Source organism: Gimesia chilikensis (assembly GCF_008329715.1).
GTDB classification, from domain to species: Bacteria; Planctomycetota; Planctomycetia; order Planctomycetales; family Planctomycetaceae; genus Gimesia; species Gimesia chilikensis.
Genome location: NZ_VTSR01000022.1, coordinates 212,398 through 232,128 on the forward strand (window position 1 = coordinate 212,398; position 19,731 = coordinate 232,128).

12 protein-coding genes are annotated in these 19,731 nt (G+C 50.9%); 4 read left to right on the top strand and 8 right to left on the bottom strand.

Going from position 1 to position 19,731, the window contains the following annotated elements:
- Window positions 1-30: 30 nt before the first annotated feature.
- The 5 genes from FYZ48_RS24665 to FYZ48_RS24685 form a co-directional block, all read right to left on the bottom strand.
- Window positions 31-1,533, bottom strand: coding sequence for an outer membrane protein assembly factor BamB family protein (locus FYZ48_RS24665; RefSeq protein ID WP_242022762.1), 1,503 nt, complete (start codon window positions 1,531-1,533; stop codon window positions 31-33).
- 25 nt (window positions 1,534-1,558) lie between these two features.
- Window positions 1,559-3,151: a DUF6798 domain-containing protein gene (locus FYZ48_RS24670; protein WP_149345201.1), complete on the bottom strand. Its 1,593-nt coding sequence runs from the start codon at window positions 3,149-3,151 to the stop codon at window positions 1,559-1,561.
- A 69-nt stretch (window positions 3,152-3,220) separates the two neighbouring features.
- Window positions 3,221-3,475 carry an RNA polymerase subunit sigma gene (locus FYZ48_RS24675; protein ID WP_149345202.1) on the bottom strand — a complete coding sequence of 85 codons (255 nt, stop codon included), beginning with the start codon at window positions 3,473-3,475 and terminating at the stop codon, window positions 3,221-3,223.
- A gap of 138 nt (window positions 3,476-3,613) precedes the next feature.
- Window positions 3,614-5,179, bottom strand: coding sequence for a pyridoxal phosphate-dependent decarboxylase family protein (locus tag FYZ48_RS24680; RefSeq protein ID WP_187782198.1), 1,566 nt, complete (start codon window positions 5,177-5,179; stop codon window positions 3,614-3,616).
- 181 nt (window positions 5,180-5,360) lie between these two features.
- Entirely contained in the window at window positions 5,361-6,494 is a 1,134-nt protein-coding gene (locus FYZ48_RS24685) for an FtsW/RodA/SpoVE family cell cycle protein (protein ID WP_242022763.1), read from the bottom strand.
- Between the two features lie 173 nt (window positions 6,495-6,667).
- Between FYZ48_RS24685 and FYZ48_RS24690 the strand changes: the two genes are divergently transcribed.
- The 4 genes from FYZ48_RS24690 to FYZ48_RS24705 all read left to right on the top strand — a co-directional run bounded on the left by FYZ48_RS24690 (window position 6,668) and on the right by FYZ48_RS24705 (window position 14,780).
- On the top strand, window positions 6,668-7,936 hold the full coding sequence (locus FYZ48_RS24690; RefSeq protein WP_149345204.1) for a rhomboid family intramembrane serine protease: 1,269 nt from the start codon (window positions 6,668-6,670) through the stop codon (window positions 7,934-7,936).
- A 291-nt stretch (window positions 7,937-8,227) separates the two neighbouring features.
- On the top strand, window positions 8,228-9,820 hold the full coding sequence (locus FYZ48_RS24695; RefSeq protein WP_149345205.1) for a hypothetical protein: 1,593 nt from the start codon (window positions 8,228-8,230) through the stop codon (window positions 9,818-9,820).
- Between the two features lie 64 nt (window positions 9,821-9,884).
- Window positions 9,885-11,156 (top strand): hypothetical protein, encoded by a 1,272-nt coding sequence (locus FYZ48_RS24700; RefSeq protein WP_149345206.1) that lies wholly within the window; start codon window positions 9,885-9,887, stop codon window positions 11,154-11,156.
- 363 nt (window positions 11,157-11,519) lie between these two features.
- The gene (locus FYZ48_RS24705; RefSeq protein WP_149345207.1) at window positions 11,520-14,780 is read left to right on the top strand and encodes a PAS domain-containing hybrid sensor histidine kinase/response regulator; all 3,261 of its coding nucleotides are present in this window, start codon (window positions 11,520-11,522) and stop codon (window positions 14,778-14,780) included.
- Window positions 14,781-14,789: 9 nt separating this feature from the next.
- Here the strand turns inward: FYZ48_RS24705 and FYZ48_RS24710 are convergent, their stop codons facing one another.
- The 3 genes from FYZ48_RS24710 to FYZ48_RS24720 all read right to left on the bottom strand — a co-directional run bounded on the left by FYZ48_RS24710 (window position 14,790) and on the right by FYZ48_RS24720 (window position 19,604).
- A complete protein-coding gene (locus FYZ48_RS24710; RefSeq protein WP_149345208.1) occupies window positions 14,790-16,109 on the bottom strand; it encodes an FMN-binding protein in 1,320 nt (439 codons plus the stop codon).
- A 107-nt stretch (window positions 16,110-16,216) separates the two neighbouring features.
- On the bottom strand, window positions 16,217-18,514 hold the full coding sequence (locus FYZ48_RS24715; protein ID WP_149345209.1) for an FAD-dependent oxidoreductase: 2,298 nt from the start codon (window positions 18,512-18,514) through the stop codon (window positions 16,217-16,219).
- A gap of 160 nt (window positions 18,515-18,674) precedes the next feature.
- The gene (locus FYZ48_RS24720) at window positions 18,675-19,604 is read right to left on the bottom strand and encodes a hypothetical protein (protein WP_149345210.1); all 930 of its coding nucleotides are present in this window, start codon (window positions 19,602-19,604) and stop codon (window positions 18,675-18,677) included.
- Window positions 19,605-19,731 lie beyond the last annotated feature (127 nt).

Genomic DNA, 19,731 nt, shown 5'->3' on the forward strand with positions numbered 1-19,731 from the left:
TTACCTGTGTTGTTGTCTGTGAGGGCTATTTTACTTTTTCGCAAAGTCCAGACAGATCAGGTGTGATTCACTTCTGAGGTAAAGTTTCTTGTGAGCCAGTACCGGTGCGGCCCACGCTGGGTATGTGATCTGCGGGAACGAGGTCCGGCAGACTTCACTGAATTTTTCCGGGTCTACCTTTACGATGGCCAGTGTGCCGCGTTCTCCCAGCACGATGAATTTGTTATCCGCCAGGATTGCAGAGCCGCGTCCGTAAGAAGGCCAGGGGGCCGGCTTACCGGAGTCGATCCATTGAAATTTTCCGGTGATCTGATTCTGTTTGACCTTATCTGCCACTGGTGAGGTCCCATCGGTTTCCCACATGACTTTTCCGTCAGAGAGCTTCACACACCGCATGGTCGCCCCGCGTTCGTGGCGACCGCTGAAGCCATAGAAATATCCGTCATGAAAAATACTGGTCGACCAGTGCGTCATCATGTTGGTGGGATCACGCCACAGTTCTTTGTAGCTCTTCCCATTCGGATTCACTTCGAGCAGCGCCGAACCAACCTGGTAGGCTGCTGAGAGAAAGATCTTGTCGCCAACGACCACGGGCCGGGCAGCATTCACAGAGTCTCGCAGCAGCGAACGGAACCAGTATTTGAAATTGACGGAACCATCGTCAGGGTTGAGTGAGACCAGTCCCTGACGCATCAGGCACAGCAGGTGTCGCTTACCGTGAATCGTTGCTGCAATTGGTGAGGAGTAGCTGGAAAGCTTTTCATTTCCCCGCCACTTATATACGGGAAGTCGTTCCCAGCCGGTGGAAGTTCCATCCCACACATCCTTACCGACGTTCTGCCAGAGTGTTTTTCCCGTTTCAGGATCGAAGGCGACCATTCCGGAATTCGGTTTGCCACCAACCATTACAATCAGTTTGTCACCTTCCAGAATGGGGGTGGCACCAACGCCGAAGAAGCCGGGAGGCACGTCGAAATCTTTCAGACAATCACGATGCCAGACTTCTTTGCCCTTATCGAGCGTCAGGCAATACAGTTTGCCTTGTGCCCCAAATGTGTAGCAGTACTTCGATGTCAATAGAGGAGAGCAGCGGGGGCCGTTGTTGTAACCATATGGATCACGGAAGTCAGAGGGATACTCATACTTCCAGAGCGGCTTTCCTGAATCGGCTTCCACGCATTCGATGACTTCTTTGCCGGGCCCATCATCGTCTGGCCGATGATGAATCACGAGTCGATTTCCCAGAACCGACGGTGCACTGTAACCCGTTCCGATCTTTTTCTCCCAGAGCAGGGGAGGTCCCTGTCGGGGGAAATCGTCGATCAAACCGGTTTCCGCCGAGATGCCTGTTTCCTCGGGGCCAAGAAAATAAGGCCAGTCTCCCGTTTTGACTGACGGTGGCTGGGCCTGCAGCGTTGAGTCAAATGGTTTCAGGCTGGGGCTGAGCGCAGGAGAAAGGACGAACAACAGGACGGTTGAGCACAGTGTCATTTTCCAGGAGCGGCGTAGGACAGCGGGATCTTGTGTGTGCATGAGTGAAACCATTAAGTGGAAGGATTCAGGGAAGTTGGTAGATCTTATAGGTTGGATTCTGATAAACAGGTTCGATGGTTTTGAATGGCCCCAGGCGTTTTACGAGCAGATGTGTGATTCCGGTCTCCCGTTTCAGCACCTGCAGGCCTTCATCGTCAAAGCCTTCATTATAGTAATCCTGTCCCCATTTTCGAAGGTATTTCAGCCTTCGATTCCATTCCACGATGCCTGGCGCGTCCTGGGGACAGTCTTTATAGGTTACATATTCGGGGCGTTGTGCGTACCACTTAAAATCAGACTGGTGGATTGGCGTCAGAAACAGGGCTGATTCGGGGGTGTTCTCTTCGATCCAGCGACAGGCATCCAGCCAGTCTGAACGTTGTTGCGTCGTCATCTTGTGTACCGGGGATTTGGCCCATGCGGAATAGAAAACTCCTCCCAACAGAGCCAGGCTCAGCAGGCCGACTGTCACGACAGCAAGTCGGGAACTTCCCTGTTGACTTCCCGCAGCATTCTCAGTGGGAGCGAAACAACGCTGGTAGATCACATTAATAACCGTAACCGTCACCGCCAGTGGCAGTAGTGAATCAAACAGGCGAAAAGGATAGAACTTCAATAGCGACATTCGGAAAGCGTAATAAGGCATATCAGTCGCTGGGCGTGGTCCTGCTCCCAGTAGAAGTCCAATACAGGCCAGACCGAGAGTCCCCGCGATAAAATACTGGAAGAAACGCAACTGAAAGTCTGAGCTTTCCTTGCGCCGTAATATCAGCCAGACCACAAGCAGCGACCCATACAACAGATAACTGGAGGTGTTGAAGTCCATGGGGTCCAGGTGGTGTTTGAGCCGGTAAAAGACCTGGATGAAGTTCGCCGAAAATTCTTCCCGGGGAGTCCCCCCCTGAAGCAGACTCAATGCAGGGATCAAGCCCGGCAGAGAACATAGAATCAGCCAGCCGATGGCCGGAATGGCCTGACTGATGGTCAGCCCCAGCGAGGTGCGGTTGAGTGACTTTCGCTGTACGACCGCGTAGCATAATAACGCAAAGAGAGCACAAAGCAGCCCCCAGACTCCCACTATGGGATGCCAGCAGATCGTCAGCCCCAGGTAAACTCCGGCACGATTCCAGTGCTGTTCACAGGCATTGGCCAGTGCTAAAAACAGAAAACCGTAAGCGAATACCTTGGATTCAATACCGCCAACAATCCATTCCCCTGAAAAGTTGCCGAAGGCGGCGATGCCAAGATAGAGCGCAGCGGCGATCAGGGGAGACCAGTTTCCTGGGGTCAATACGCGCAGCAGCCGAAACCAGCCGATCGCCAGCAGCAGACAACCTGTCAGTCGCGCAATGACAACTGTCTGTGTCAGTGTGAGCCACTGCGTGAAGAACCCAACCACCTGATAAAAAAATCGGTGTGCATTGGAAGATTCAAGAAAGAAATCTCCTTCGCACCATTGGGGGTTCCAGTAATGTTTCGCCTTGCAGAGGTAATGCGGCTCATTAGTGCCGGGGATCGGAAACCGGAGAAAGGAATCGACGGCGAAGGAACCGGCAATCAACAGGATGAGCAGGATGGCTGGAGGTGATGTTTTAGTCGCTGTGGATTCAGAGGTCACTGAACTTGAGCACCTTATTAAGCCATCGGGTTTAACCGGTACAGGGACTGCGCAAGTCGCCTGACCGTGTTATTTCTTCTTTGCTTTTTTCTTCGCAGCTTTTTTAGCCGGAGTTTTTTTCGCGGTTACTTTTTTGGCAGGAGATTTCTTCGCTGGGGCTTTCTTACTGCTGGCAGCGGATTTGGAAGCTGCTTTTTTCTTGGCACTTCCTTTTTTCTTTGCTGCTTTCTTTTTGGTCCCCTTTTTGTCGGGTTCACCAAAGATTTTATCATAGTTTTCCCAGAACTTGGGGGTTGTGCCGGTACGAACAATGGGGCCGCTCATGGTCTCATCTCTCCGTTTGGAATTCGAATTCACAAACTGGTAATTTCAATCGAAACGTTTAAAACAGGTTGTATTATAACCTGTGACAATGTTCTTGTCTTTTCCGAGCGACGATTCTTTCGATCTGATCCCAAATTGTCAAGTCTGTTCACAATGATCGGTCTGGGTAGAAGCAGGAATGATGTCCCTGAACTTTTCGACTTTTGTTTGAATCGAATTCAGCAGTTGCCTAAGGTGCGATTCATTCGTGAGGGGATTCATCACTGTAATTCGAAACGCTGCCTGACCATCCAGTACAGAATGAACAATGTAGAATTCCCCGGATTCGATGATCTGGCGTCGCACTCGGAAGTGAATCATATTCTGCTGTTCCAGAGGCAGGGCTGCCAGCCAGTCAGGCAAATACCTGAAGACAACAATATTACACTGCGGATCATGCACCGCTTCGAAGTCCGGCATCTCTTTGAGCAGGTTGTGAAACGTACGTGCGGTCTCGAAAGTGACGTCAACCAGATCGGCAAAGAGCTGTTTTCCAAACAGGGCCCAGGTCCCCCAGAGTGCGTAGCTGTTGGCCCGTTTGGTGCACTCAATCGTTCGCAAACCCAGATCGTAATCGGCGATTTCAGGGGCAGACGGATCGAACAAATAAGGGGCCTGCTGTTGAAACGCAGTGAACCGGTGCGCTTTGTTCTTAAAAAAGAGAAAGGCGCTTAATGCAGGGATGAACATCATTTTGTGAGCGTCAAATACGACACTGTCGGCCCGGTGCAGACCACGTGTCAGGTGTCGGTGACGCTCTGAAAAACAGGTGGGGCCCCCATGGGCGGCATCGACGTGCAGCCAGACCTTGTACTTTTCACACAGGTCAGCGATCTGTTCCAGCGGATCGAAAGCGCCAATGGGAGTCGCACAGGCACAGGCTACCACAGCGATGATCGTCCGCTGTTCTGATCTGCATTGCAGAATCAATTCTTCCAGAGCCTGAGGCTGGATTCGACGTTGTTCATCAAGGGGTATCTTGAGAATCTGCTCTGTTCCGATCCCCAGGATATTTGCTGAGCGGGTTACACTGTAATGGGCATCCGCGGAAACAAGCAGGACGGGAGCGGCATCCAGTTGTGCCTGAGGGCCCAGAGTTCCGATTTCCGGGCAACTCTGATTGCGGGCTGCCAGGAGGCCTGTGAGGTTGGCCAGTGAGCCGCCATGGGTTACCAGTCCGGTAAATTCACCAGGTGTGAAACCAATCTCAGTACCAATCAATTCAATCAGGGCCAGTTCGACGGCGGTAGCCCAGGGGCCCATTTCATAGACCGCCATGACCTGATTCGTAACAGCTGTGATCGCATCAAACAGGCCGGCCAGAGGGACGGAAGCCGGTACCTGGTGACCAATATAGCGGGGGTTTTGCAGATTGTGCCCCCGATCCAGCATCGTCTGAGCCAGCAGGCGGAAAGTCTGAATCCGATTTGTTATATCGGAGTCGACACTCTCTTCAGTCGGCGCCTGTAACAATTGCTCCAGGGCCTGTTTCAGATTTTCTGCTGGAGCCTGCCAGTTTAACACTGGTGTGTCCGGTTCGGTCAGCAAACGGGCATGTGTCGTCAGCAGTTCCGCTAATGTCTGGCTGGCGGCGGAGAGTAATTCCGGGTCAAAGGCAGCTTCAATTCGGGATCGCGCAGAATTGAGTTTTAGGTCTTCGGTCATTGTGGTTGCAACTTTATCAGGCGCTGGAAGCATTTCTCAACAGGCTTCCGTGTTGAGCTAATTCTCTATTGTATCCGACCTGAAACGGCCGGAAATGTGTACGGCTGGACAAAATACGTTATTTTGAAATCTCAAGGCAGCGGATACTGAATTGAGAGCACCTTCGGGGAATGGGAGGGGCTTAGAACCGGAATGGTTCAGCGTGAATTTCGTAGCCGGGTCGCATGCAGATATTGATCAGCAATCCCAAGGCAAGACAGGTGCTGAGCATACTGGTCCCGCCGTAACTCATCAGAGGAAGCGTCATCCCGGTGATGGGCATCAGGCCGACGGTCATTCCCGTATTGATGATTGTCTGCGACGCAAACAGCGTGACAATCCCCACCGCGACCAGTCGACCAAAGGGCTCGCGGGTGGCTGTCGCGATCTGTAATCCCCGGATAAAGAGAAAGCTGAAGACCGCCAGCGCAAACAGGCAGCCCATGATGCCAAACCGTTCACCAACCAGGCAGAAAATGAAGTCGGTACGACCCGCAGGCAGGTGGTAGGCCGCAGGATCATCGACGGGCATTCCGGCAATCTCGCTTCCCCAGACGCCCCCTAGTGCCAGCATCTGCTTTGACTGATAGAGGTGGTAGCCGTCGCCACGCGGCATCTCGCCCCCATCACGCTGCGTGAACAGTGCCACGATACGAGATTTCTGCTCGGGATTCATCTGGAGCCAGAGGAGTGGCAGCATGCAGATTCCCAGGAACACAATAGTGATCAGGTGCCGTGGGCGGGCGCCTGCGGAAAACAGCATGGCGAACAGGATTGGGAAGAACAGCAGGGAGGTTCCCAGGTCTGGTTCACGTAGAATCAGAATCACAGGGACACAGGTCAGTATGAACGGGACAATTAAACCCGGGATCCGTCGGTAATTCTTGCGGTACATCAGATAATGAGCCAGGGCCAGGATGTACGTGATCTTCGCCAGTTCCGAAGGTTGGAATTTAAAGAAGCCGAGCGGAATCCAGCGTCGGGAACCATTCACGGCAGGAATAAAAAAGACAGCAACCAGCAGGATCAGTGTCATTAGAAACAGGGGGTAGCTGATGCTCCGCAGATTGCGGTAGGGAAACAGAATTGTGCCGGTCAGTGCCGCAAGTGAGATCAGGATCCAGACACACTGTTTCTGGAAATAATGTCCCTGTCCAGCCAGTTCATCGCCGCGCGCAATTCCTGCCAGACCACAACCCATCAGAATCAGGATGCAGCAGAGCAGGGACCAGGGAATGCGATTTATGCCGGAGTAATGCATATTTTTCAGGTTCAAAAAACTCTTGATTAAGGTGACATTTTGTAGCGGAAATCGAGAATTGGGGGAAGAGCGATCTTTTTTATGAAGTTCCCGGGCTGAGATTTCTTTTCGGGTGTCAAATCAGCGAAAATCAGCTATTCTTGTGCAGAAGTGAACCAAGTTCCTGTCGGATTATTTATTAAGAGTCAATGTTGCATTCTCTCAGAAGTTTCTGTTCCCGCTTTCCTGTCACTGCGGCTTTTATCGCGATTGCAGTCGGGTTATTTATCGCCGTTCAGGTTTATCGCATCAACCACAATTCGGCTGGTCAGAGTGATTTTGATGATGCGCTCTGGAAACTGGGAGCCGTTCAGCCACTGGTCTTTGTACACGACCATCCGCTGATTGAAGAAAAGGACTATCCAACGGGGGGCCCCTTCGATCTCTGGGCGGGAGAATGGTGGCGGATTCTGGTCAGCGGTTTTCATCATGGAGATTTGCTGCATCTGGTGATGAACTGCCTCGCGATTGGTTTCCTGGGACATCTGATTGAACCAGTGTTGCGTAACTGGGTTTATGCGCTGTTTCTGATCGTTGCAACGTTCGTTTCCCTACTACCTGAGTACTACTGGGAGCACTATCCCGTGGGGTTGTCGGGAGCCGCGTTTGCGATGTTTGGCATGCTGATTCTGTTGCGTAAGACCGACGAGCACATTGCTGAAGTGTTTACCGATCGAGAAATCCACTGGGGTCTGGGCTGGCTCTTGCTCTGCTTTGTACTGACCTATCTGGGAATCCTGAATATCGCGAACGCCGCCCATGTGACCGGGTTCCTGTATGGACTTCTGGCGGGAGTGGTGGTGATCAATCACTCGCGTTGGAAGAGCCTGTTTCGGTTTGCGTTTGTCGCGCTACATCTGGCTTTAATCCCGGCGACCTGGCTGGTCTGTCATCCTTACTGGAATGGAAAGTATTACTGGTACCTGGCGCGTCATACCGAGGACCTGGGGCAGCGGATTACCTATTTACAACAAGGGGTCGATCTGTCACCAGGCGAACCAAAAATTGGTGCAGAACTCGCGCTGAGCCTGTATCGTACCGAGTCAGTCCCCTTTGGTTCCTGGGAGACCATTCTCAAGTCTCTCAAGCGGAATCGAAGCTATGAGAAAGGTGTTGAACTGGCGAGGCTGATCTGGAAACAGTTCCATTCCGAAGACCAGAAAGCGCAGGCTCGGGCCATGGTGGACGAGATCTTTGGCGATGAGTCTGAGGCCTGGTCAGATCGTCTGCAACTGGCACAGGTGGAAATGGTGCAGACCGATCTCTCTCCCGAGCGCGGTGGTAAAGGTCCTCCGGAGGAGCTGCTGTTCTTGAAAGAGCAGCAGCCGCAAACCAGAACACTTAAGCCCCAGGACTTGACCGCGCCACCAGTGGATCCCGGTTCTCCCCAGAGTGCCGTCGAAGGCGTCACCCTTTGATTCAGTGCTGAAATCGTCAGAATCGCTTTATCCCCTTTAAGCGTCAGAATCGACAGCAACACATGTTGATTTTTCGCGACGGTCTCGATTCGCCAAACTGGTTTTTCCGTGACAGGACTGTTTGAACTAGGCTATCAGTACACATAATTCCTGTCATGCTGCGCTACAGGTTCTGATAAGACGTTCCCGCACTGGTTTGAGATGAATCAGGCAATTAACGGAACGACCTCGTCTGCTGAACCGGTGCCACTTATGATGTAAATAGAAACCTCGTATCACGATCAATTGATTATGGCCACTGCTTTGAAAAATCAAAACGAGTCCACCAACGAGAATTCCCCTGAAGAACTCGAAGAGGATGCCGTCCTCGTCGATCGTTTTCCGGAAGCAGTCCGCGTTTCCCGGTTCACGTTCTTCTCGGTCTGTGTACTTTCGCTGGCCTTTGTCTTGTTCAGTTCGATGCCGCTCTGGCATACCGATATCTGGGGACACCTGGCCTATGGCAGATTGATCTGGGAGACGGGGAGTATTCCCGATTTCGCACCCTTTATGCCTCTGGCCTCGGGAATGTCATTCATCGATACCGCCTGGCTCAGCCAGATTACTGCTTTTAAAATGTTTGACATTGCGGGAGTCGCAGGAATTAAGTTTCTGTACGCAGCCGCCATTACGGCTTGTATGACGCTCCTGCTGTACCGTGTCCAGCAACGAACCGGAAGCTTTGTCTGGAGTATGCTCTGTGTAGCAGGATTTCTGTTATGCGACTGGAAACAACTCGGGATTGTCCGCCCTCAACTGGCCGGATTGCTCTGCTTTGTGACGTTGTTTTTCTGCATGACCTCGCGAACCTGGAAAAAGGCGAACTGGGTTCTGGTCCCGTTGCTGTTTGTATTCTGGGCAAATCTGCATGGCTCGTTTCCCGTCGGTCTGGGACTGATCGGCTGTTTTCTGGTCGGGCGTGCTGTCGATGTCAGTTGGAAAGCGCGGAACTGGAAGGCAATGCTGGGCGACAATATGACTCGGCGCTACCTGATTTTACTGGAACTGTCTGCAGTCGCGGTACTACTCAACCCTTATGGATTGCAGTTATACAGTGAAGTCTTTTCGTTCTCATCGAATCCGAATCTGGCCGACCTGATTGAGTGGAATCCGCTGACGTTGCGGATGTATCAGGGGAAGACTGCGGCGATCATTGCTTTACTTCTTGTTATCGCCAGCCGCTTTACACCTCGGCGTATTTCTACAACTGAAGTGCTGCTCCTGGTGGGACTGGGTGTCTCCGCCATGTGGAGTTCCCGGATGATTATCTGGTGGGCTCCCGTAGCCGCTTATTATCTGGCGATTCACGGCGCTGCCATCTGCAGATGGAAATTAAAACGACTCGCAGATCCCTCAGGGGGCAAAGTCTTCTGTGCAGGGAAATGGACGATTGTGTCGATCGGTATGGTCTGGATCTGTTTTGCCATCACTCCCATGGGCTCTTTCATGCTGCATGGGAAACTGGTTGATTTCAAGCGGAGTGTCTCCGAATATACCCCGATTGGGGCAGTCGAATATTTGAAAGAAAAGCAGATTCAGGGACAGATATTTAATTCCATGGAACTGGGAGACTATCTGCTCTGGGCGGGCCCCAAGAATCTAAACATATTTGCCAATTCACACGTGCATCTGCTGCCCCGTGAAGTCTGGAATCATTACCTGCGAATCAGTAATCGCGCAGGCGATACAGAGGAACTGCTGGATCGTTACGGTGTGAACACAATCGTACTGGACCTGCCACGTCGGGAATCGCTGATGAAGACTCTGACTAAAGAAGGCGTCTGGCGCGTGGGGTATAAAGATGGTCGGTCGGTGGTTTTATTAAGAGCAGACCCTATTAAATAGCCTTTGATCACCGATCCGTTTAAGAAATTATTCCGTAGTTTAATCATCTATTTTGAGATCTATCATGAAGTCACGCAAGTTGTCCTCAAAAACACTGATTGCTGTTCAGGTTGTGGTTGTCATCGCCTTTGGTGCTGCTTACTCTCTGGGATCACGCGAGTCACGTCAGTCATTCGATGAGGTGTTTCTGCAGGAAACCTTCTATCCGGAGGTGAAAATTGAGCGCGAACTGCCACTTCGAGTAAAACCTTTCTACAACGATCCGACAGTGGTGACAGACGAAGAGCTGGCGGCAGTATTGAAGCAGGTACGCCCTAAATTTCCACGCAAGCATATGAAACCCAACCATGTGGAACATGCCCTGCGCACCTGGAGTATTCAATCGACTTTTGAAGATCCAAGTATCGTCTCTGGAGTTGAAATGCGGGACTTCCTGATCGATCACGCCCGTTTCCTGGCATCCTGGGGAGACGAAGCAGATCCCCTGCTCGTAGATCAACCTGCGGGGATTTCGATTCGCTGGGGAACAGAGATCGGCGGTTCGGTACATCACGATCACTGGCTGGCATCCTTGACCGAAGCGGGCATTCATCGTGACGAGCACGTGTTTGCGCCAGCACAACGTGATATGACCGTCAACGATGTCATTCAGCAGTCTTTACGTGATTTTCATCTGGATGAACCCGAAGTAGAGTGGTCAGCGATGGCTTTTGGTCTCTGGATTCCGCCGGTAAAACAGTGGAAAACAAGTGATGGCCGCACGATTTCATTTGACCAGATTGTCCAGCGACTGATTCGCGGCGATAAGCGATTTGGCGTCTGCGTCGGTACACATCGCGTATACTCTGTGATGTTACTGATTCGCCTGGATGACGAGTATGATATTCTTTCGGACTCTGTTCGCGCGGAAGGTTATGCTTACCTGGAAAAAGTGCGTGATCTGATCAGTGTCTGCCAGTTTGAGGATGGACACTGGCCCGCGAACTGGATGGAAGGCAAAACGGCTCTCACACATCCCGAAGAGATCCCTGAGTATAAAAACGTGATTGCCACCGGACATCATTTGGAGTGGCTGGCGATTGCCCCCAAAGAACTGCATCCGCCTCATGAGCAGATTGTGAAAGCCGCCAAGTGGATCATTCAGAATACCACATCACATTCAGAAGAGGAAATTCTGCAGAAATACACCTTCTACAGCCATGTGGGCAACGCCCTGGCGCTCTGGCGAAATACGCATGCCGCCCCATTCTGGAAAGAGTGGCAGAAAACGCATCCCTATGTCCCAGAGCAGAAAGCCGACAACGCACCGCTTGTCGCTCCCAAACCGACCTTATAGTGAAGAGCAGCCAGGGATGGTGCTCTAGTCCTTCCTTTCAAGCAGTGTGAAGTCCGTTTCACACTGCAATCGCCTGCTATTTCTGAATCTCTGCCAGACAGGCGTCTTAGCCCCCTGGATTCTCCACTCGCTCTAATATAAATCGAGATGTCTCTATAACTCTGGTCTCTCTGACAGCTACAAATCAGAACCTTTGAGCACCAGGTGTTTTTTATGATTCAAATCGATCGCTAATCATATTTTGGGATATCGGACCGAATCCCGATTTTGTAGCATACGCATACCTATGTTATATAGAGCAAACGAGTTGTATAATGCAGGCTGGCTGTTTGAGCATCAGTAGGATACCCGGGAGTAGTATGGATGAAGTTCAAGTTCGGTTCCGGCAAAGTGAAACTAAATCAATTCCGTATCGATTCGACTCAGAATACGCTTGAACCGCGAAAAGATGCATACTCTGCCGAGAGTGAAACGACCTGTATTAGATCAATACTCGAAAGTATTCCTTCCGGCGCGGTCTTACTACAGACTGGCAGTCTGTATTTCAATGAACGTGCCAATGCTTTGTTAGGGAGTTCCGAAGATCATCCGGAAGTCTTCGAGGAAAACGTTACACGGTTACTTACACTGAAGCCCAATTCTTTACCTGACTCTGCGGTACACCCTGCTCAGGTAGAGTTCTGGTCCAGTTGTCATGACGGCAATCAGAGTCTGTGTGAGGTAACTTTACCTGCTCAAGAAGAATCCAGTCTCTGGTTGATCGATGAAATTACCTCCAGACGTCAGAACGAGCGATTACACCACCTGCTGACCAGTGCAACCAGTGATGTTACCGGGGACGAGTTCTTCAAACGTCTCGTGACAACACTTGCAGAAGCTCTGAAACTGAAATGTGTGCTGCTGGTCAAACATCAGACATTTCATTTTGAACCGGGAAACCAGCGAACAGGCAAGTGTCAGACTGTGGGGGCCTGTTTCGACGGGGAACTGGTTCCCGATTTTGAGTACGAGGTACAAGGAACCCCCTGTGCTGATGCGATTGGTACTGAACCTTACTGCGTTTCGCAAAATGTGTCGCGTCTCTATCCAAAAGATATTTTCCTGCAGGAACACGAAATCGAATCCTATTTCAGCCTGCCGATGGTCGACAAACATGGTGCAGTACAGGGGCATCTTGTGATGTTGGGAGACCGGCCTATCTATGAAGACCTCTGCGATGTCCCTGCCATAAAAAGCTATACCTATCGGGCGGCAGCAGAACTGAGTCGTGAGTATGCAGAACGCAAACTGAAAGAGAGTGAGCTGCGAATCACCATGGCGGCCCGTGGTTCGGAAATCGGCCTCTGGGATTATGATGTGATCACTAAGCAGGCGCGGTTTGATGATAAATGGTTTACCATGCTGGGCTACTCCCCAGGGGAATTTGCTGCCAGCTTTGCCGCCTGGCAATCCCTGGTACATCCGGAGGATCTGCCACCAACCCTTCGGTCGCTGAAAGATTACTTGGATGGAAAGAGCCCTTCCTACGAAGCGGAAATCCGCATGAAGACAAAAGCGGGGGAGTGGAAATGGATCCTGACCCGCGGAAAGATTGCAGCTTACAGCCCGCATCAGAAGCCGGTTCAGGTCATTGGAACCCATATTGATATCGATGACTTGAAACGTTCCCAGCAGATTCGTCTCCAGAATGAAGCACGTCTGCGGATTATCATGGAGCAGATTCCGGCGATTCTGTGGACCACTGATAAAGAAAATCACTATACCTCAATTGTCGGCGCAGGATTGACTCAGTTAGGGCTGCAGCCGGATGAAGCCGTCGGAAAACCGATTTATGAATTTCATGAATCGGAAGAAGTGTCCCATTACATGACAGCCATGCATGAGCGAACTCTGAAAGGAGAGTCCGTTCGATTTGAACAAAAGTTGCAGAACACGATTCTGGATATCCATATCGAGCCATTACGAAACTCACATGAGGACATCATTGGCTGTATCGGGCTGGCGATTGATGTCACCGTCCGCAAGAAGACGATCGAGCAGTTAAATCGACAGCGGATTCTGCTGCAGACGATTTTTCACTCAGTGACTGATGTGATGATTGTCACTGATCGCAGTCATAATATCGTCATGTGCAATGAATCAATTCAGCTGCATTTTCGGTGCAAAGAGGCGGATCTGCTGGGAAGGCCGATCAGGGAACTCGTCAAGTCAGAGGCCGACTACCAGGCTCAGTTCAATCGGGTCTCGTATCCCAATTCACATGTGCTGAAGCCTTTTATTCTGGAATACCTGAGAACCGATGACACTTCATTCCAGGGGGAGACAATCATCACTCCCCTGCGTCGCTCAGATAATCAAATCACCGGATATATTCAGGTGATTCGTGATATCACTGACCGGATTCAGATGGAAGAGGAGAAAGACCAGTTGCATGCCCAGATGCTGCATGCACAAAAACTGGAAAGCCTGGGAGTCCTTGCGGGAGGGGTGGCACATGATTTCAATAATCTGCTGCTGGCGATTCTCGGGAATACCAATCTCGCGCTCATGGAATTGCAGGAGACTTCTCCCATCAGCCAGAATGTGAAGAACATTGAAATTGCAGCCCGGCATGCAACCAAAATCTGCGAACGGCTGTTGGCTTATTCTGGCCGTCGTACATTTGTAACGACAACATTTAACCTGAATCAGATCATTCGGGAAACGGTAGAGATTCTGAAAACAATCATTTCTCCCAATGCTCATATCGATCTGAACCTGTCAAAAGACTCTCTGCTGATTCACGGTGATACCGGTCAGATAGAACAAGTCGTTTTAAACCTGCTGACCAATGCTTCCGAAGCCATTCAGAATCAGAAAGATGCCGGGAAAATCAACGTTCGGACGGGCTTACTAGAACTGGGGCAGGATGACTTTGCTGACTACTATTTCTGCGAGAATGTAACCGCCGGACGATTCGTCTTCTTCGAAATCGAGGATAATGGAAGCGGAATGGATGCGGACTGTCAGTCGAAAATGTTCGATCCCTTTTTCACAACTAAATTCACCGGCAGAGGGCTCGGCCTGGCGGGGGTATCCGGAATCATTCGTGGTCACCATGGTGGACTGTTTGTTCAATCTGCAGTCGAGAGCGGCTCCTGTTTCAGAGTAATTCTTCCCGTTTCGACTGAAGCGGAAGAGGAAGTCAGCACGGACAGCTCTATCGACCCAGTGGTACCCGCTGATGTGGGGTATGTCCTGGTAATTGATGATGATAAAGCGGTTTGTAATGTGGTGACAAACGTGCTCAAACGCTTTGGGTTTTCCGTATTGCTTGCCAACTCAGGCGCACAGGGAATTGAGGTTTATGGACGCAATCGTGACTCCATCAGCGTGGTCTTACTGGATATGACCATGCCCGGAATGAGTGGCGTCGAAACACTCAGACAACTCCAGGAACTCCAGATTAATATTCCCGTCATCCTGACGAGTGGTCTCAGTGAAAACGACATCTCTGACCAGATGGAAGGCTCCGATATCGTGCATTTCCTCAAGAAGCCGTACAAGCCTCAAAAACTGGTCAATATCGTGAGCAAAGCACTTCTGCGACACCAGATTAAAGATGATGCCACTGGAAAGTATTAGTGACTGAGTCTATTGCAGTAACAGTTGCTGGAACTGTTCGGCATACTGGTTGAGAGTCAACGCCAGCATCAAAAAAAGGCCTGCTACGAAATCACTCTTTCCGAAATGATCGGCGCGGCCGTGTGAGCGGACAAATTCAAAAATTGTCCCCGTGGGACATCCATAATGGCAGTAGGCCTGTGGAACAAAGATCGACGCCACCAGTCCGCAAACAGCAATCACAATCGAAGCGATGCCCGCAGAGGTCAACAGATAAGCGTCGAAGGCCTCCAGTTCTGCCAGATCGACCGGGAGTTTGAGAAAGATAATGACCAGGATCAGACCAAGCAGCAAGCCAGGGATCCAGCGCAGGGCCCGTTTTACATCAGGTCTGATTTTAAATTTCTTTTGATGAGGAATAATTTTACCCAGGAATTCCTGGGCTGTACCATGCGGGCATAAAGTCTGGCAGTAAATATTCCGCCGGGAACTCCAGGGGACCAGGATCGCAGCTCCGGCCAGTAAGACCAGGCCAGAAAGTTGTCGCCACGGTACGGAATACCTGGCCCAGCCGGCGAATAGAGATTCCGCCAGCAGATCACCTGTGACAAATCCCAGGTAAATGAACGCAGCAATTTTGAAAATTTTTCGCAGCCAGTGAAACCGCTTCAGCCGAGTAAACGTCAGCAGGCAGGCCCCAGCAATAAATGAGATCAGAAATGCATCTTTCGCTGCAAAACGAAAGGGAGTGACAGACTGCTCCTGCTGCTTCGAGTATCGGATGCGATTTCGGATGGCATATGCCAGTCCCATGCTGGTCATCGTTGCTCCAGATACCCCTTCAATTTCACCTCGTTCCAGATCGAGCCCCGCGATCTGGTCCCAGGCATATTCTTTCCAGCGGTCCATGAAGTACTGGTTTGCGCGAACATCATTGACATGCGAGGTCGTATCGCCACTCGAGCGAATCGTCAGCCCTGCTACTTTGCCCGTTTTCTGTTCAAAGACAACGAGGGTATCGGAGGGACCACAATAACCAATGATCTCATCAGAAACAGGTGAAGTGCGGATGGCGTAGCCGATAGTTTGATTATTTTCATCCAGGACAAAGAGCCCCATGCGGTCTGAATGATCGACACTCAGCGATTCTGCCCGGGGCAGGATCGCTTTCACTTCATGCAGTTCTACGGGAGCCTTACCTTGAACACGAATCCGGATGTAGTAATCGCGAATCAGCCAGACAATCAGAATCAGGACCGTAAGACGATAGAGTTTCAACGAGAAAGATCTGAGACGACTGGCTGGCCGGGGGTGTGGCGCAGGCTGAGCGATTAACGGTAACTCGGTCATCCTTCTCTCTTAGAATCCCACCAGTCAGACACTGGTGGGATTCACTTCACTGTTGATGTTGCGTAAAGCGGCTTCTGTGTAGCCAGATTGTGCAAAGTAAGAGTGAATCAGTCTACTGGAAGGACCTGAATCGCATCTGCGTGCACATTACCATCGACACCCGTATTCGACATGATGACTTCGACAGGTTGCCCCTGTTTAAATTCGAAGGTACCCAGAGAGATAAAACCATGAGGCAGGGGTGGCTTGATTCGCTGGTTAATCTTCACGGTCTTGGTTTCATCGGCTGAGCGAACTGTCACAGGCGTGTTCGTCGCCCGGTTTTCATGGTGACCATAAGCGAGGCGGACTTCGTATTTTCCGGTTTTAGCGACCTCAAATTTGAAGTGGATTTCCGCTTTTTTACCCTTCCCATGATAAACATAGTGGTTGCCGATATAACCCTTGAGGCCTTCACCTTTAGTCCACTTGCCAACGAACTGAACGTTTTCGTTTTCATCGTCGATGACCATCCCGGGGAGCGTTGCGGGATCGATGTAGGGATCAATCACCGGCGGTAATTCCTGAGAGTTTTCAGGTGTGTAAAACTTACCGTCGACTGTGTCACGCCGTTCGATACCCTTGCGGGCCATCAGTTTTTCCAGGTCTTTGTAATGGTCGGTATAAACAGCACGCGGTTGACAGTCTTTCTCAACACAGACTGCAGCTGCTTTCCCGACGACTTCCCCCATCATTCCACCGGTCTTCATCACGCGTACTGTACCCAGCGCTTCATGCGTTACGCTGATGCAGCGTCCTGCCATGAACAGGTTAGGCACGTTCCGTGAGTAGAAGCAGCGGTACGGAATCGGATAGCCCCGCTTACGATCGACGCTGCGATCGAAGACGGCTTGTGAAATGAAAGGATCTTCTGGATACTTCTGCATGTACTGCTTCTTGGGGTAATGCAGATCGATAGACCAGGTGCTGGGAACGCATCCATCGGGAAAATCAACTTTTGCGACGATATCTTTCCGACGCAGAATAACATCCCCCCGAAGCATACGAGATTCACGAGGACCGCCAATATAGGCCATCCAGGTCATCACGGCATTCTCGTGCTTGTCTTTGCCCCCTTTATTCTTCATCGCATTCCAGGCGCCATAGACTGCACGGAAATTCCAGTCCCGCATTGATTCCAGATCCTGAATGGGGTCTTTGTCAAAACCACTTTCCCAGAACCACTCGCCATGAAAGCGTTTCGGGTAGGGGAAATCGTCCATATTCAGATTGAGTGCCCATTCCAGGTCAGGGAAGGACTGAGGCTGTTCTGCTTCTTTCCAGGTCCACATGTTACTCATTCCCATGTGGCCTTTTTCGTGTGTGTAATAATCAGCGCCCGCGAGATAACCGATTTCCGCATGACCGGTGCAGTCAGCAAACAGTTTGCCGCGAAACTCAGTCCGTTTACTGGTTTTGGTATTGAAAGCAGTGACGCTCTGAATGGCGTCTCCCTCTTTTTTGACTGCGAAGGCATGCGTGTTCAGGAAGAGGTCAATGTTTTTCTCAGCCCGCACGATGGCTTCTTTTTTCTTGTCTCCATACTCTTCATAGGTTCCGGGAGAGGCGGCGGCGGAATCAGCGAATTCGGCGATGATTTCACCGATATGCGGATATTTACCACGACGCACCAGTCCCTGTGCCCAGACACGCACTTCAGAGCTTCCATTACCTCCCAGAACCGGACGATTCTGAATCAAGGCGACTTTACATCCCATACGAGCGGCTGAAATGGCAGCGCCCATGCCAGAGTATCCCCCACCGACGACAACCAGATCGTAAGGCTCTGTCACTTCAGGTTCCGCAGGCAGCCCCAGCATGCTTTTACGCCACTGATCCATGGGAGAAAGATCATTGGGGGGCTGGTAATTCAGATCTCGTGTAAACAGAATTGCATCGCATCGTCCCTCAAAACCGGTCAGATCATGTAAGGTGAGTTTGACTTCCGGTTTCGTAATCTCAACGGTACCGCCATCGTGCCAGAACCATTTGGCGCCTTTCGTACCGAATGTTTCTTTGAGTGGCTGTCCATCAATTTTCAACTGGAATCGGCCGGGAGATCCAGGCGCTTTCCAGGGAGCGACCCAGTCTTTAGTTCTGACCAGAACCCGATAGGTTCCCGTTTTCGGAAATTTCACCGTGGTCTCTGCATCAGCAACGGGCTGCCCTAACCCGTGAGCCAGCAGATAAGGGGACCCCATGATGTGAATGAATTGCGTATCGAGTTTCCAGCCGCCATGCTGGTTAAAACTCTCTGCTTCTACCAGCACGCCATTGGTTGGTTTCGTTTCGGCACGACTGATGGCGGGCAGCAATGTGATTGCTAAACCGGTGAGGATCAGAAGTGATTGAGGTAATAAGCGCATACTGCCTGACTCCTGTCGTAAATTCACTGAGGGCTTGCTCAGAGCTATGTGAACGGACAAACTCCGTAAATTGATAGACCAAAGCAGATTATAAGCCCCAGACGGAATCAATTGCAAACCGACAATGCGACGAATTCAGTCACCAGAGTGTTACATAACCTTATTTACTAAGGGCGTGATCTCCCAGGAACTGCAGGAGTTCTGCATCAGAAACAGCACGGGGATCGCTGAGTGTTTTTCCGCTGAGTCCTGCAGGAATTTGAGGGCGTCGAAACTGAACATAGTCAATACCCGCGACCAGATCGGGGCGACCGTTCTTAATGACCTGCGTATTTTGCTGTAATGGCTGTAAGCGGGATGCGGTACTGTAATCGGTGTAGACCGTCAGTCCTACCTGAAGTTCTGTGGGCATGTCAGTTCGACGATACCGCTGATGGATATTCCAGTTTCCATCAGGAGTCTTTTTCAGCAGTATGAAATCATCACCGATCCGGGCAATCTGAATCTGAGCCATCGGTGTGCCTGCATTCGTAACAGCGAGTTTCGAGCGACTGTTGACGGTCGTCTTGACTTCGAACTGATAGCTTCCTGGACGATTGGCTGCACCTAGTGAAAGAAAGATGTAGTTTTCTCCACCCGGTTTCCAGGTTTGCGGAGTGATCTGTCGCGGGGTCCGAATCATAAGTCCTGCCAGTGAATAATTGCTGCGCGGAGCACCATCTCCCCCCCGCCGGGCGACGCGAATCTGGGATGTGACGACAAAGTCTCCCTTAATCTGTTTGTAGACCAGAATTCCCCGGTAATCCATATACCAGGTGCTGCTGTAAGGCATCATGACCATCCAGCCCTTACGGGTTTGCGAAATGTCAAACCGTTCCAGTTGGTCGGCGTTTGTCTGTTCGGTTTCAAAGATGCGCTTCCAGTCTTTGAGTGTGGAAGGATCATCAAAGTCATCGCTGAGTGACTGCAGATCATCTTTAGTGTTGTTTCGGGACTGGGCCTGGGTGTTGGAAATGAAATTCGTTGCCATCAGGAGGCTGATAAGCATCCAGTAAAGCAGGCGGGCATTTCCAGTTTGCGATTTTCGCATGTTCATTCTCTCTGTCGAAGGGGACACGATATACCGGCTCAGAAAACATCTCTTTGTTCTCGCTTTGTCGTTCAAGTCTCTGCAGGAGATTCGACAGCAAATATGAAGTTGCGACAAAATTTGTGAA